Raw genomic sequence first — 12823 nt, 5'->3', positions numbered from 1 at the left:
ACGGCCAGCATCGGAGGGTGTGGCCTCGATACGGCGCTCCGCGCCTACTCGACCACCATGTGGCTACCAGCGCCTTAGGCGGTGGTTGGACCCGCCAACACCTGACCAGCGACGTCCGCCCCGAACATGCTGGTCGAGTAGCCGGCCACGGCGGCGTATCGAGACCCCGTTCATGAGTCCGACGTTCGCCAGCATCGGCGGGCTCGGTCTCGATACGGCGCTGCGCCTACTCGACCAACATGTCGCTGATCGCGGTGATCCGCCAGCAGACAGGCTCCTGCCCGGACTTCCGCCGACCGAGCGTCCTGATCACCCGAGCACGGGCGGCAACAACATGCTGGTCGAGTAGCCGCCACCGGCGGCGTATCGAGACCCTCCCGCCGAGCAGCAACATCCGCTCCAACTGATAGCTCGGTCTCGATAGGTCGCTACGCGCCTGCTCGACCAGCATGTGCATGCTCTCGGGCAACCGATTGAGGGAGAGGTCAGCGCTCCTCGCATGTGCGTCCTACCACCATGCTGGTCGAGTAGCCGCGCCAGCGGCGTATCGAGACCCGACCCCGTACTCACGCCGTTTCACGTGAAACGGCCGCGCACCTCACGGCGCCAGCGACACCTCGGTCGGCTCACCGATCTCGGCCAGGATGCGGTTCAGATCGTGGATCGTCGCGAAGTCGATGACCACCTGTCCCTTGCGGGCTCCCAGCGTCACCTTCACCCGCGTGTTCAACCGGTCGCCGAGGTGGTCCGCCACCGTGCTGAGGTGCCCGGCATGACCGCCCTGCTCCTCTTCCGGCTCGCGCGCGGTGGTCTTCGGAGCCTTCATCTGCGCGGCAGCTGCCTCAGCGGCACGCACCGACAGGTCCTCGTTGACGATCTTGTCCGCCAGCCGGCGCATGAGCTCCGACGTCTCCACGGACAGCACCGCACGCGCGTGCCCCGCACTGAGCACGCCGGCCGCCACTCGAGCCTGCACATCGGCGGGAAGCCGCAGCAGCCGCAGCGTGTTCGAGATCTGCGGACGTGATCGCCCGAGGCGCGTCGCCAGTGCCTCCTGGGTGATGCCGAAGTCGCTCAGCAGCTGCTGGTACGCCGACGCCTCCTCGAGCGGGTTCAGCTCGGCCCGGTGCAGGTTCTCCAGTAGCGCGTCCCGGAGCATGTTCTCATCGGCCGTGTCCTTGACCACCGCGGGGATGGTCTTCAGGCCGGCGGCCTTGGAGGCGCGGAAGCGCCGCTCCCCCATCACCAGCTCGTACTTCGCGCCCTTGCGCCCGGTGACAGGCCGCACCACGATCGGCTGCAGCACGCCGAACTCGCGGATGCTGTGCACCAGCTCGGCCAGCTCGTCCTGATCGAAGACCGACCGGGGCTGCGCCGCGTTCGGCACGATCTCCGACAGCGACAGCTGCGCGAGTCGTGCGCCGGGAACCTCCAGCAGCTCGTCCTCGGCGTTCGCCGCTCCGACCTGATCCGGGAAGAAGACGTCGACGGGCCGCGAGCGGGTGTCGTCGCTGACCGGGATCAGGGCGCCGATGCCCCGGCCGAGTCCTGTGCGCTTGGTCGCCATCAGCGGTCCTCTCCATCGGGCGTCGCCGCCGGGGTCTTGGGTACGCCGCGGCGGGCGATCTCCGCCGCCGCCTCGAGATACGCAAGCGAGCCGGACGACTGCGGGTCGTAGCTGATCACGCTCTGCCCGTAGGACGGCGCCTCCGAGATCCGCACGTTGCGCGGGATCACGGCGCGCAGCACCTCCTTCGGGAAGTGCTCGCGCACATCCGCCGCGACCTGGTTGGACAGGTTCGTCCGCCCGTCGAACATCGTCAGCAGGATCGTCGAGACCGCCAGGTTCGGATTGAGGTGCCGCTCGATCAGGTCGATGTTCTTCAGAAGCTGGCTGAGACCCTCGAGCGCGTAGTACTCGCACTGGATCGGAATCAGCACCTCGCGCGCGGCGACGAAGGCGTTGATCGTCAGCAGCCCGAGCGACGGCGGACAGTCGATGAAGACGTAGTCGAACGGCTCGTCCATCCCCTTGAGCATCCGGTCCAGCGCCCTGCGGAGCCGCTGCTCGCGCGCGACGAGGGAGACCAGCTCGATCTCGGCGCCGGCCAGGTGAATCGTTGCCGGAACCCCGTAGAGCGAGGCGAACTCCGGGCTCTTCTGCACGACGTCCGCGAGGGGCGTGTCGTTCACGATCACGTCGTAGACGCTCGCCGTCTCGGCCCGGTGCTCGATCCCGAGCGCCGTCGAGGCATTGCCCTGCGGGTCCAGGTCGATGACCAGGACCTTCGCGTCGCCCCGAGCGAGCCCCGCGGCGAGATTGACGGTGGTCGTGGTCTTGCCGACGCCGCCCTTCTGGTTGGAGATCGTGATGACGCGGGTCGTCTCCGGCTTCGGCAGCGGCTGCGCGTTGAGCAGCGCGCGCCGACGCGTCATGTCCGCGATCTCGCGGGCGAGCGGGGTCGAGGCGTCGAAACCTCCGGTCAGTCCGGCGGGGTCGGATCGTTTCACGTGAAACCTTCGCTCAGCGGGTGGAAGTGGGGCAGCACCGAGGAACCGACAGTCGAGGATTCAGGGGATCGCGTGCGACGTCGTGGCGATCATCCCACTGTAGCTCGGACGACCCTCGTCACCTCGGAGAGCACGCCGCCGCCGAGCACGACGACCTCGGGCGGGGAGAGCTTGAAGCGACGGATTTGCTTGGCCGCGGCCTCGATCTCCTTCTCGGCGTTGATGCCCTTCAGCAGGACGAGTTCGCCGCCCGGTCGCAGCAGCGGTGCCGTCAGCGGAATCAGCTTCGAGAGAGCACTGACCGCGCGCGCCGTGACCTGATCCAGCGGCTCCGCCAGCCGGACCTCCTCGGCGCGGGCCCGCAGAACCGAGACATTCTCGAGTTCGAGCGCGTCGACCTGCTCCTGCAGCCACAGCACCCGGCGCTCCATCGGCTCGATCAGCACGAACCGGACGTCCGGCCGTACGATGCCCAGCACGACGCCCGGGAGGCCGGCACCACTGCCGACATCACCCACGAGCCCCGGACGCAGGAGAGGGGCCACCAGGGCGCTGTTGAGCACGTGCCGCGTCCACAGGCGCGGGAGCTCCAGCGGACCGATGAGGCCCCGCTCCTCCCCCTCGCGGGCGAGCGCCTCCGTGAAGCGCCGCAGGACGGGCAGTCGCTCACCGGCGATCGCGGCGGCGGCAGCGGGCTCCGGCTCGAGGGTCGGCTCCACGGCGCTCAGCCGCGGGTGATGACGGTGTGGCGCTCGCGGGCCTCGCCGCGCGACTCCGACACGAAACCGCGCTCGCCGACCATGTCGTGGACGAGCTTGCGCTCGTAGGACGACATCGGGGGCAGCGACGCCGACGTCGCGCCTTCCTCGATGCGCTCGATCGCCCGATCGACCAGCTGGGCCAGCTCGGCCTCGCGGGCGTCCCGGGAACCGCCGATGTCGAGGATGAGCCGCGAGAAGCCGCCCGTCCTCGTCTGCACCGCGAGGCGCGTGAGCTCCTGCAGCGCCTGGACCGCGTCCGGGCGGGAGAGCACGCGCAGGTTGGTGTCGCCGGAGGCCGTGACCGACAGGTAGGCGCGGCCGTTGCGGACCTCGATGTCGATGTCGCCGTCGAGGTCGCAGATGTCGAGGAACTCCTCGATGTAGTCCGCGGCGACGTCGCCCTCCTCCTCGAGCTGCGACAGCGTCGGCGCGGCACCGCCGTCGGTGGAGGACGCCCGCGGAGCGAGCTCCTCGTCGGCCGGAGCCTGCGCGTCCGGGGCCGCCGGAGCACCGGTGAACATCTGCGTCGAATCGGTCATTCTGGGGGCCTACTTCTTTCCGGCTTGCTTCTTGGAGCGGTTCTTGCTGACGGGCTGCGCGCGCTGCACGACCTTCTTCTCGACGAGCGTGACGGTGCCGGCGTCGGTCGTCTCCTCGACGAGCTTGCCCTTGCGGCGCAGGCGCTCCTCGCGGGCCTTCGCGGCCTCGCTGCCGGGGGTCGGCATGTTCCGGATGACGATGAACTGCTGGACCATCGTCCAGATGTTCGAGGTCAGCCAGTAGAACATGACGCCGAGGGGGAAGGCGAAGCCCGAGAAGGCGAAGACGAGCGGGAGGATGTAGAGCAGGATCCGCTGCTGCTTGAACGTCGGCGAGGCCTTGGCCTCGGGCGACATGTTCTTCGAGACGATCTGCAGCTGGGTGATGAACTGCGAGGCGGTCATCAGGACCACCATGACGACGGCGATGACGACGACGAGCTCCTGGCCGCCCTCCGCGAGCGCACCCTGGATCGACTGGTGCAGCGGGGCGATGCCGAAGAGGTTGGCCTCACCGAACTGCTTCGCGAGCGTCTCGTCGAGCGGGCCGACACCCTGCTGGCTGTGCTGGGCCGCGTTCAGCACCGAGAACAGGCTGAAGAAGATCGGCATCTGGATCAGCAGCGGGAGGCACGAGGCGAGCGGGTTGGTGCCCGTCTTCTTGTAGAGCTCCATCGTCTCGCGGGACATCGCCTCGCGGGACAGCTGGTCGCGCTTGCCCTTGTACTTGTCCTGGATCTTCTTGAGCTGCGGCGCCACCTCCATCATGCGGCGCTGGCTCTTGATCTGCTTGACGAAGATCGGGATGAGCGCGGCGCGGATGACGAGGACCAGCCCCACGATCGACAGCACCCAGGTGATGCCGGCCGCCGCATCGAGGCCGGTGAAGGTCAGCAGCTGGTGGAAGGCGACGAGGAGCAGCTCGACCACCCACTTGAGGGGCCAGAGAATCGTGCCGAGGAGGTCCATGGGAGGGGGTCAGTCCTTTCGAGGGCCCGCGACGAACCCGAAACGCGTCACGGCGAAGCGGGTCCGGCCGGGAGCCGGTCGGTGCAGGGGGATCGAGGTCGGCACGTCGTCGACACCGCCGGCCGCCCACGGGTGGCAGCGGAGGAGTCGGCGGGCGCCGAGGACGGACCCGAGGACGAGCCCGTGGAGCTGGACCGCCTGGAGTGCGTAGGAGGAGCACGACGGGTAGTAGCGGCAGACGTCGCCGTACAGCGGCGAGATCACCGCCCGGTACACGACGAGCAGCAGGATGCCGATGTTGCGCGGCAGCAGGAGGAGGAACCAGCCCAGGCGGGCGGCCCAGGAGGCGCGCGACGATCGGGGAGCGGTGGCGACCGGCGCGGTCGTCGACGGAGCGGCCGTCACCGGAGCGCCTCGCCCGTGCGGACGGCGCGCGCACGGGTGACGGCGGCGACCACGTCCTGCCGCAGTGCGGACCACGGAGCGTCGGCGCTGCCGGGCAGCGCCCGCACGACCACGTCGGTCCCGGACTCCAGCTGCGGCACGAGCTCGAAGGCGACGGCCTTGAGCCGGCGCCGCACGGTGTTCCGCTTCACGGCCGTCCCGACCGTCTTGGCCACGATGAAGCCGAACCGCACCGGTGCGTCGCCGGAGGACCTCCGGACATACGTGACGGTGTGCGGTCCCGTGGACCGCACACCGCGACGGACGACTGCCCGGTACTCGCCACCGAGGACGATGCGATGGGCTCTGGCCAGCACCGCTGGACGGAATCGCTAGGCGCTACGCCGAGAGCTCGGTGCGGCCCTTGGCGCGGCGAGCGCTCAGGATGCCGCGACCGGCACGCGTGCGCATGCGCAGACGGAAGCCGTGCACCTTGGCGCGACGACGGTTGTTCGGCTGGAAGGTTCGCTTGCTCATAGTCAGATCTCCACGTACGGGTTCCGCGGTGCGAGCGGGGCTCCACGCCGGTGGCGGGGGCTCCGGTTCGTCCGGGAAGAGGGGGTGCCCGGGTGTCGATCGGCGCGATCCGCGAGGACCGTGCTCACGACGCCGGGCAGGCGTCAACTGACTTAAACTACGTCCTCCGCCGCCACCGGTCAAATGTGCGCCGGGCGAAACCTCGATTCTGCACACGGGACCGCGTGTTCCGCGCATTGACACGCGGGTGTCGCTGTGGTGGATTTGTCTCCCGTCGGCTCCGTTGGCTACGGTGTTGAGCCGCAGTTATCCACAGGCGCGAACCGCCCCCTCCCGCGTGATCGCGGGGATCCGGCGAGGCCTGTGGAAGCGCCTGTGCAGGGATCGGGCCCCGGATCTCCGCTGGAACCGAGGGCCCGCCGTGACGGACGACAGCCCGAGGCGGCGGCCAGGATTTCGAGAGCGACCGAGGACCGGAGACAGATGCCTGACGACACGTCGATGATCGACGCGTGGAACGTGATCCGCGGCGAGCTGTCGCGGGACGAGCGCATCACCGCGCCGATGTACGGCTTCGTCTCGCTGGTGGAGCCCAAGGGCATCATGGCGGGCACCTTCTATCTCGAGGTCCCGAACGAGTTCACCCGCGGGATGCTCGAGCACCGCGTCCGCGTGCCGCTGCTGAGCGCGATCGGCGCCCTCGACGACTCCTTCGGCGTCTCGACCTTCGCCTTCGTGGTGAACCCCGACATCGAGCACGAGCCGATGAACTCCCCGTCGTCGGAGTCGCTGAACCCGTTCGAGCCGGTCACCGGCTCCTCCGCCACGGTCGCCCCGCCGGTCCGCGTCGTCGAGGAGCTGCGCACCGTGCCGGCGACCGACACCCGGCTGAACCCGAAGTACAGCTTCGACAACTTCGTCATCGGCGGCTCCAACCGCTTCGCGCACGCCGCCGCGGTCGCCGTGGCCGAGGCGCCGGCGAAGGCGTACAACCCGCTCTTCGTCTACGGCGACTCGGGACTGGGCAAGACCCACCTCCTGCACGCCATCGGCCACTACGCGATGAGCCTCTACCCGGGCATCCGCGTGCGGTACGTGTCGAGCGAGGAGTTCACCAACGACTTCATCAACTCGATCGCGAACAACCGCGGCAACGCGTTCCACGGCCGGTACCGCAACGTCGACATCCTCCTCATCGACGACATCCAGTTCCTGCAGGGGAAGGCGGAGACGCAGGAGGCGTTCTTCCACACCTTCAACCAGCTGCACGACCACAACAAGCAGGTCGTGATCACCTCGGACCTGCCGCCGAAGGCGCTGACCGGCTTCGAGGACCGCATGCGCTCGCGGTTCGAGTGGGGCCTGATCACCGACGTGCAGGCGCCCGACCTCGAGACCCGCATCGCGATCCTCCGCAAGAAGGCCGTCAGCGAGAAGCTGCTCGTCCCGGACGACATCCTCGAGTTCATGGCGTCGAAGGTGTCCAGCAACATCCGCGAGCTGGAGGGGACGCTGATCCGCGTCACCGCGTTCGCGAGCCTCAACCGCACCCCAGTGGACATGGCGCTGGTGCAGACGGTCCTGAAGGACCTGATCACGCTCGACGAGGACAACGTCATCTCGCCGGTCGACATCATCAATCACACCGCGGACTACTTCAAGCTCACGGTCGACGACCTCTACGGCTCGTCGCGCTCGCAGGCCGTGGCCACCGCCCGTCAGATCGCGATGTACCTCTGCCGCGAGCTGACCAACCTCTCGCTGCCCAAGATCGGCCAGCTGTTCGGCAACCGCGACCACACCACGGTCATGTACGCCAACAAGAAGATCTCGGAGCTCATGAAGGAGCGCCGCAGCATCTACAACCAGGTCACCGAGCTGACCACCCGCATCAAGACCAACCGCTGACCGCCGGCCGCCGGCTGCTCCCTCTCCCTCTGGTCGAGCAGCCGCGCAGCGGCCCCTGCATGCTGGTCGAGTAGCCGCGCAGCGGCGTATCGAGACCCACCCTCCCGGTGACGCCGTCTCCCGCTGCGCCACCCTCGCCACCCCGCCACGCCCGCCGTCGTTCGCCACATCGAACGATTCCGGTCGATTTCCACACGTGTGAGCAACCTGTGGATAACTGTGGACAACCGCCCTCGATCTGTGCGCTCCGAGCACCAGCCTGTGCACTCCGGACGACCCGGTCGGATCCCTCCACAGGCCGTCCACGACCGCGCTCACACTCCGTCCACAGCTCGACCCCCTCCGCATCGCAGTCGTGAGTAGGGGTCCCGGACGTTTTCCACAGTTTCCACACGTGTTAACACTGTTAACGCAGTTCTCTCTTTAATCAGGGGCGGACCGGCAACCTCTCCACAGGGCTCGGCTGCGCCGGGAGGGCGCCGTGCTTCCGGGCACGTCGAAGCTGACGAGTACGATGGGCGTCGGTCTTCGTCCACGACTCGTCAGGGGTGTTCTCGTGAGGTTCCAAGCCAACCGCGATGTCTTCAGCGAGGCGGTGTCGTTCGCGGTCAAGCTGCTGCCGCAGCGCACGACTCTGCCGATCCTCTCGGGCATCCTCATCGAGGCGACCGCCGAGGGCCTCACGCTCTCCTCGTTCGACTACGAGGTCTCCGCGCAGACGCAGATCGCGGCCGACGTCGAGGAGACCGGCACGGTCCTCGTCTCCGGCCGGCTGCTCGCCGACATCGCGAACCGCCTCCCCAACGCCCCGGTGCGCGTCGCGACGGAGGAGTCGCGCGTCTCGGTCTCGGCCGGCTCCGCGCACTTCACGCTGCTGCAGATGCCCGTGGAGGAGTACCCGAGCATCCCCGAGATCGACGCCTCCACCGGCCTCGTCCCCGCGGACGCGTTCTCCGCCGCGATCTCGCAGGTCGCCGTCGCCGCCTCCCGCGACGACGTCACTCCCGTGATCACCGGCGTGCAGCTCGAGATCACCGAGAACACCATCGGCCTCGTCGCCACCGACCGCTACCGCGTCGCCGTCCGCGAGATCGACTGGGACAACGGCGACAACGCCGCTCCCAGCCAGCCGCTGACCGCGCTGGTCCCCGCGCGGACCCTGCAGGAGGTCGGCAAGACCTTCAGCCACTCCGGCACCGTCTCGGTCGCGATCACCCAGCGCGACGAGCGCGAGCTGATCGCCTTCACCGCCGACCGCAAGACGGTCACGTCGCTCCTGATCAAGGGCAACTTCCCGCCCGTGAAGCGCCTCTTCCCCGCCTCCGTCGAGAACTACGCGGTGATGGCGACGAGCGACCTCATCGAGGCCACCCGCCGCGTCTCGCTCGTCCTCGAGCGCGAGGCCGCCCTGCGCTTCAGCTTCAGCAGCGACGGGCTCACCCTCGAGGCCATCGGCTCCGAGCAGGCTCAGGCGTCCGAGAGCATCGACGCCATCGTGACCGGCGTCGACGTCGTCGTGTCGCTGAAGCCGCAGTTCCTGCTCGACGGCCTCGCGGCCGTGCACTCGGAGTTCGTGCGCATCGCGTTCACGAAGACCGAGAACCCCAACAAGCCCGGACCGGTCCTGATCACGGCGCAGACCTCGCGCGAGCAGCCCGGGAGCGACAGCTACCGCTACCTGCTCCAGCCGAACCTGCTCCTGCGCTGACCGCTCCTCCCCGATCGCAGCGCCGCGACCGCCCTGCTCCCGGCGAGCACCCGCCCGCCGGACATCGAATCCCAGGAAGGTTCACCATGCACATCGGACTCGTCGGACTCGGCAAGATGGGCGACAACATGCGCTCCCGCCTGCGGGAGAAGGGCGTCGAGGTCACCGGCTACGACCGCAACCCGGACGTCTCGGACGCCGCCTCGCTCGACGAGATGATCGCCGCCCTCCCCGCGCCGCGCATCGTCTGGGTCATGGTCCCGGCCGGCGCCATCACGGACGCCGTCGTCACCGACCTGTCCGAGAAGCTCAGCGAGGGCGACCTGGTCATCGACGGCGGCAACTCCCGCTTCACCGAGGACTTCAAGCACGACGCGCTGCTCAAGCCCAAGGGCGTCCACTACATCGACGCCGGCGTCTCCGGCGGCGTCTGGGGCCTCGAGAACGGCTACGGCCTGATGGTCGGCGGCCCCAAGGAGCTCGTGGAGTACGCGATGCCCGTCTTCGACGCGCTGCGCCCCGAGGGCCCCCGCGAGGAGGGCTTCGTCCACGTCGGCGAGGTCGGCGCGGGCCACTACGCGAAGATGGTGCACAACGGCATCGAGTACGCGCTGATGCAGGCGTTCGCCGAGGGCTACGAGCTCCTCGACACCCGCAAGGACATCATCAAGGACGTCACCGGCACCTTCAAGGCGTGGCAGCGCGGCACGGTCGTCCGCTCCTGGCTCCTCGAGCTGCTCGTCCGCGCGCTCGAGCAGGACCCGGAGTTCGAGCACATCGAGGGCTACGTCCAGGACTCCGGTGAGGGCCGCTGGACGATCGAGGAGGCCATCAACAACGCCGTCCCCGTCCCCACGATCAGCGCGTCGATCTTCGCCCGCTTCGTCTCCCGCCAGGAGGACTCCCCCGCGATGAAGGCCGTCGCGGCGCTCCGCAACCAGTTCGGCGGGCACAGTGTCAAGGCGGTCGACTGAGCGCAGCTCAGTCGACCGGTGAGGCCGGTCCCTGCCCGGCCTCACGGCGGTCGGCTTTTCGAAGCCGTCGCGTTTCGCAGAGCCGGTCGCGGACGGCGACCTGCGGCCCGCCGCCACCGTGAGGCAGGGATGCTCTCACGGCGGCGGCGGGCCTCCGGCCGCCTGCACCCTGCGCGGGGAGCGCTCCATGCTGGTCGAGTAGCCGCTGAGCGGCGTATCGAGACCCTCTGTCGCAGGGACGTCGACCGGTGGCCCGCGGTTGCCGGAGGGTGCGATCTCGAGACGTCCGCTGCGCGGACCACTCGATCAGCAAGGCTCCGCCACCGTGCACTCCTCCTGCATGCTGGCTTGCGTCCTGCGGACGGCGGGATTCCATGTTGGCTGCATCCTGCGGACGGCGGAGTTCCATGCTGGTCGAGTAGCCGCGGAGCGGCGTATCGAGACCCACCGTCGCAGGGACGGCGGCCGCCCGAGTCGCCGTTCTCGGGGCCGCGGCCATCGTCGCCCCGCATGCTGGTCGAGTAGCCGCGGAGCGGCGTATCGAGACCCCGCGACCGGCGCAGGAGCATCGGGCAGAGTGGACACGGAGGAGGTGAGCGCGTGCAGGTGACGCAGCTGGCGTTGAGCGACTTCCGCAACTACGCCTCCGTGGACGTCGCGCTCGCGCCGGGCCCGAACCTCTTCGTCGGGCGCAACGGCCAGGGCAAGACGAACCTGGTCGAGTCGCTCGGCTACCTCTCCACGCTCGGCTCGCACCGGGTGTCCACCGATCAGGCGCTGATCCGCGCGGGTCGGGACAGTGCGGTGATCCGCGCACGGCTGCGCAACGGCGACCGCGACCTGCTCGCCGAGGTGCAGATCAACCGCTCCTCCGCCAACCGCGCGCAGATCAACCGCGGCGGCATCAAGCCGCGCGAGCTGCCCCGCTTCTTCTCGAGCGTCCTCTTCGCGCCGGAGGACCTCCTCCTCATCCGCGGCGACCCGTCCGCGCGCCGCCGCTTCCTCGATCAGCTGATCGTCCTCCGCTCCCCGCGGATGAGCGCCGTGCAGGCGGACTACGAGCGGGTGCTCCGCCAGCGCAACTCGCTCCTCAAGTCCGCGCGGGCGAGCGGCGTCCGCGATCCCGCGAAGCTCGGGACGCTCGACATCTGGGACGAGCGCCTCGTCGCCCTCGGCACCGAGATCATCCAGTCGCGGCTGACCCTGGTCGACGAGCTGAGCGGCCCGGTGCGCGCCGCCTACGAGGCGGTCGCCGGAGCGGACCAGCGCCCGGTCCTGCGCTCGCGCCTGAGCATCGAGGGAGCGGTCGACGACGACGAGGAGCCCGTCGCGACGGCCGAGGCCTCCGCGGCGCCGGCGGAGCTGGCCGCGGCCTTCTCCGCGGCCCTGCTCTCCGTGCGCCGACGAGAGCTCGACCGCGGGATCTCGCTGGTCGGGCCGCACCGCGACGACGTCCAGTTCGAGCTCAACGACCTCCCGGCGAAGGGCTACGCCAGCCACGGCGAGAGCTGGTCGTTCGCTCTGGCGCTCAAGCTCGGCGCGGCCGAGCTGCTCCGGCGCGACTCCCCCATGGGCGACCCCGTGCTGATGCTCGACGACGTCTTCGCCGAGCTCGACGCCCGCCGCCGCGAGCGGCTCGCCGCCGTGGTCGCCGACTACGAGCAGGTGCTGATCACGGCCGCGGTCTTCGACGACGTGCCCGCGGCGCTGGCGGCGCACACGGTCCGGATCGAGGCGGGCCGCATCGTCGAGTCCGACGCGGTCGTGGTCCCGGAGACGCCTCTGACCGCGCCCGAGACGGCCGCGCTCGAGTCGGCCGCCGCCGAGTCCGCGGCCGAGCCGGACCCCGAGCCCGCGCCGACGCAGGAGCAGGATTCGGAGCCCGAGCCCGATTCGGAGCCCGCGCCCGAGCCGGCGCCCTTCTCCGAGCCCGCCCCGGAGCCCGACCGTGGCTGACTCCCCCCGCCGCGGCGCGCCCTCCCCCGCGCCCGACTCCGAGGCCGCCCGCGTCTACCAGCACCTCAAGGAGGTCTTCGGCGGCGACGCCCCCCGCCGGGTGCGCAAGACCGTCGACCGGGCCGAGCCCAAGGGCGACGCCGCCCCGTTCGGCGGGGGCCGCGATCCGCACGACCTCGGCGACGTGCTCTCCTCTCTCACGGTGAAGCTCGGCTGGACCGCTCCCCTCGCCCAGGGCGACCTGATGTCGTCCTGGACGGCGATCGCCGGCGAGGAGACGGCCAAGCACTCCACTCCGGTCGGCGTGGTGGACGGCGTGCTCACGGTGGCGTGCGAGTCGACGGCCTGGTCGACGCAGCTGCGTCTGATGCGGATCGAGATCATGAACCACATCGCGGTGAACCACCCGGACGCGGGGATCACCGCGATCCGTTTCCAAGGGCCCGACGTCCCGAACTGGAAAAAGGGCCCCAGGTCGATTCCAGGGCGTGGTCCGCGCGATACCTACGGCTGAGGACGCATTTTCGGTCGACCCCGGAGAAATCGTTCGTCAGATCGCCACTGAGCGCCGCGCGA

General features: G+C 69.6%; 14 protein-coding genes. 6 read left to right on the top strand and 8 right to left on the bottom strand.

Translation table 11 applies throughout. From position 1 onward, the window contains the following. Positions 1 to 172 precede the first annotated feature (172 nt). On the top strand, positions 173 to 349 hold the full coding sequence (locus EDF45_RS21240; RefSeq protein WP_185020151.1) for a hypothetical protein: 177 nt from the start codon (positions 173 to 175) through the stop codon (positions 347 to 349). A 249-nt stretch (positions 350 to 598) separates the two neighbouring features. Here the strand turns inward: EDF45_RS21240 and EDF45_RS11090 are convergent, their stop codons facing one another. The 8 genes from EDF45_RS11090 to rpmH all read right to left on the bottom strand — a co-directional run bounded on the left by EDF45_RS11090 (position 599) and on the right by rpmH (position 5701). After that, positions 599 to 1567: a ParB/RepB/Spo0J family partition protein gene (locus tag EDF45_RS11090; protein ID WP_123736147.1), complete on the bottom strand. Its 969-nt coding sequence runs from the start codon at positions 1565 to 1567 to the stop codon at positions 599 to 601. After that, positions 1567 to 2436 carry a ParA family protein gene (locus EDF45_RS11085; RefSeq protein ID WP_123706250.1) on the bottom strand — a complete coding sequence of 290 codons (870 nt, stop codon included), beginning with the start codon at positions 2434 to 2436 and terminating at the stop codon, positions 1567 to 1569. Before EDF45_RS11085 ends, EDF45_RS11090 begins: the two co-directional genes overlap by 1 nt. A 164-nt stretch (positions 2437 to 2600) precedes the next feature. Next, on the bottom strand, positions 2601 to 3230 hold the full coding sequence (gene rsmG, locus EDF45_RS11080) for a 16S rRNA (guanine(527)-N(7))-methyltransferase RsmG (RefSeq protein ID WP_123736148.1): 630 nt from the start codon (positions 3228 to 3230) through the stop codon (positions 2601 to 2603). A gap of 5 nt (positions 3231 to 3235) precedes the next feature. Beyond that, positions 3236 to 3811, bottom strand: coding sequence for a R3H domain-containing nucleic acid-binding protein (locus tag EDF45_RS11075; RefSeq protein WP_243615825.1), 576 nt, complete (start codon positions 3809 to 3811; stop codon positions 3236 to 3238). A gap of 9 nt (positions 3812 to 3820) precedes the next feature. Next, positions 3821 to 4780, bottom strand: coding sequence for a membrane protein insertase YidC (gene yidC / locus EDF45_RS11070; RefSeq protein WP_123736149.1), 960 nt, complete (start codon positions 4778 to 4780; stop codon positions 3821 to 3823). Between the two features lie 9 nt (positions 4781 to 4789). Next, positions 4790 to 5110: a membrane protein insertion efficiency factor YidD gene (gene yidD / locus EDF45_RS11065; protein ID WP_123447535.1), complete on the bottom strand. Its 321-nt coding sequence runs from the start codon at positions 5108 to 5110 to the stop codon at positions 4790 to 4792. A gap of 71 nt (positions 5111 to 5181) precedes the next feature. After that, positions 5182 to 5541, bottom strand: coding sequence for a ribonuclease P protein component (gene rnpA / locus EDF45_RS11060; protein WP_123447262.1), 360 nt, complete (start codon positions 5539 to 5541; stop codon positions 5182 to 5184). A 22-nt stretch (positions 5542 to 5563) separates the two neighbouring features. Continuing rightward, positions 5564 to 5701, bottom strand: a complete 138-nt coding sequence (gene rpmH, locus EDF45_RS11055; RefSeq protein WP_055784512.1) for a 50S ribosomal protein L34 — start codon at positions 5699 to 5701, stop codon at positions 5564 to 5566. A 483-nt stretch (positions 5702 to 6184) separates the two neighbouring features. On the opposite strand from rpmH, the gene dnaA reads away from it, so the two are divergent. From dnaA to EDF45_RS11030, 5 genes are all read left to right on the top strand, one after another. Further along, positions 6185 to 7609, top strand: a complete 1425-nt coding sequence (gene dnaA, locus EDF45_RS11050) for a chromosomal replication initiator protein DnaA (protein WP_123706115.1) — start codon at positions 6185 to 6187, stop codon at positions 7607 to 7609. A gap of 556 nt (positions 7610 to 8165) precedes the next feature. Beyond that, positions 8166 to 9317, top strand: coding sequence for a DNA polymerase III subunit beta (dnaN, locus tag EDF45_RS11045; protein WP_123447260.1), 1152 nt, complete (start codon positions 8166 to 8168; stop codon positions 9315 to 9317). An 86-nt stretch (positions 9318 to 9403) separates the two neighbouring features. After that, on the top strand, positions 9404 to 10291 hold the full coding sequence (gene gnd, locus EDF45_RS11040) for a phosphogluconate dehydrogenase (NAD(+)-dependent, decarboxylating) (RefSeq protein WP_123736150.1): 888 nt from the start codon (positions 9404 to 9406) through the stop codon (positions 10289 to 10291). 600 nt (positions 10292 to 10891) lie between these two features. Then, the gene (gene recF / locus EDF45_RS11035) at positions 10892 to 12247 is read left to right on the top strand and encodes a DNA replication/repair protein RecF (RefSeq protein WP_123736151.1); all 1356 of its coding nucleotides are present in this window, start codon (positions 10892 to 10894) and stop codon (positions 12245 to 12247) included. Then, positions 12240 to 12761 carry a DUF721 domain-containing protein gene (locus tag EDF45_RS11030; protein WP_123447257.1) on the top strand — a complete coding sequence of 174 codons (522 nt, stop codon included), beginning with the start codon at positions 12240 to 12242 and terminating at the stop codon, positions 12759 to 12761. The genes recF and EDF45_RS11030 overlap by 8 nt, the downstream gene beginning before the upstream one ends. The last annotated feature ends 62 nt before the right edge of the window (positions 12762 to 12823 follow it).

The organism is Rathayibacter sp. PhB186, assembly GCF_003751825.1.
GTDB lineage: Bacteria > Actinomycetota > Actinomycetes > Actinomycetales > Microbacteriaceae > Rathayibacter > Rathayibacter festucae.
The sequence above is the reverse complement of the archived record's forward strand: the minus strand, read 5'-3'. Positions and strand labels throughout refer to the sequence as shown.

What these genes read in the sequence shown, in the direction of transcription:
- EDF45_RS21240 (WP_185020151.1), top strand. Translation starts at nt 173, where the DNA reads ATGAGTCCGACGTTCGCCAGCATCGGCGGGCTCGGTCTCGATACGGCG.
- EDF45_RS11090 (WP_123736147.1), bottom strand. Translation starts at nt 1,567, where the DNA reads ATGGCGACCAAGCGCACAGGACTCGGCCGGGGCATCGGCGCCCTGATC.
- EDF45_RS11085 (WP_123706250.1), bottom strand. Translation starts at nt 2,436, where the DNA reads ATGACGCGTCGGCGCGCGCTGCTCAACGCGCAGCCGCTGCCGAAGCCG.
- EDF45_RS11075 (WP_243615825.1), bottom strand. Translation starts at nt 3,811, where the DNA reads ATGACCGATTCGACGCAGATGTTCACCGGTGCTCCGGCGGCCCCGGAC.
- yidC (WP_123736149.1), bottom strand. Translation starts at nt 4,780, where the DNA reads ATGGACCTCCTCGGCACGATTCTCTGGCCCCTCAAGTGGGTGGTCGAG.
- rpmH (WP_055784512.1), bottom strand. Translation starts at nt 5,701, where the DNA reads ATGAGCAAGCGAACCTTCCAGCCGAACAACCGTCGTCGCGCCAAGGTG.
- dnaA (WP_123706115.1), top strand. Translation starts at nt 6,185, where the DNA reads ATGCCTGACGACACGTCGATGATCGACGCGTGGAACGTGATCCGCGGC.
- gnd (WP_123736150.1), top strand. Translation starts at nt 9,404, where the DNA reads ATGCACATCGGACTCGTCGGACTCGGCAAGATGGGCGACAACATGCGC.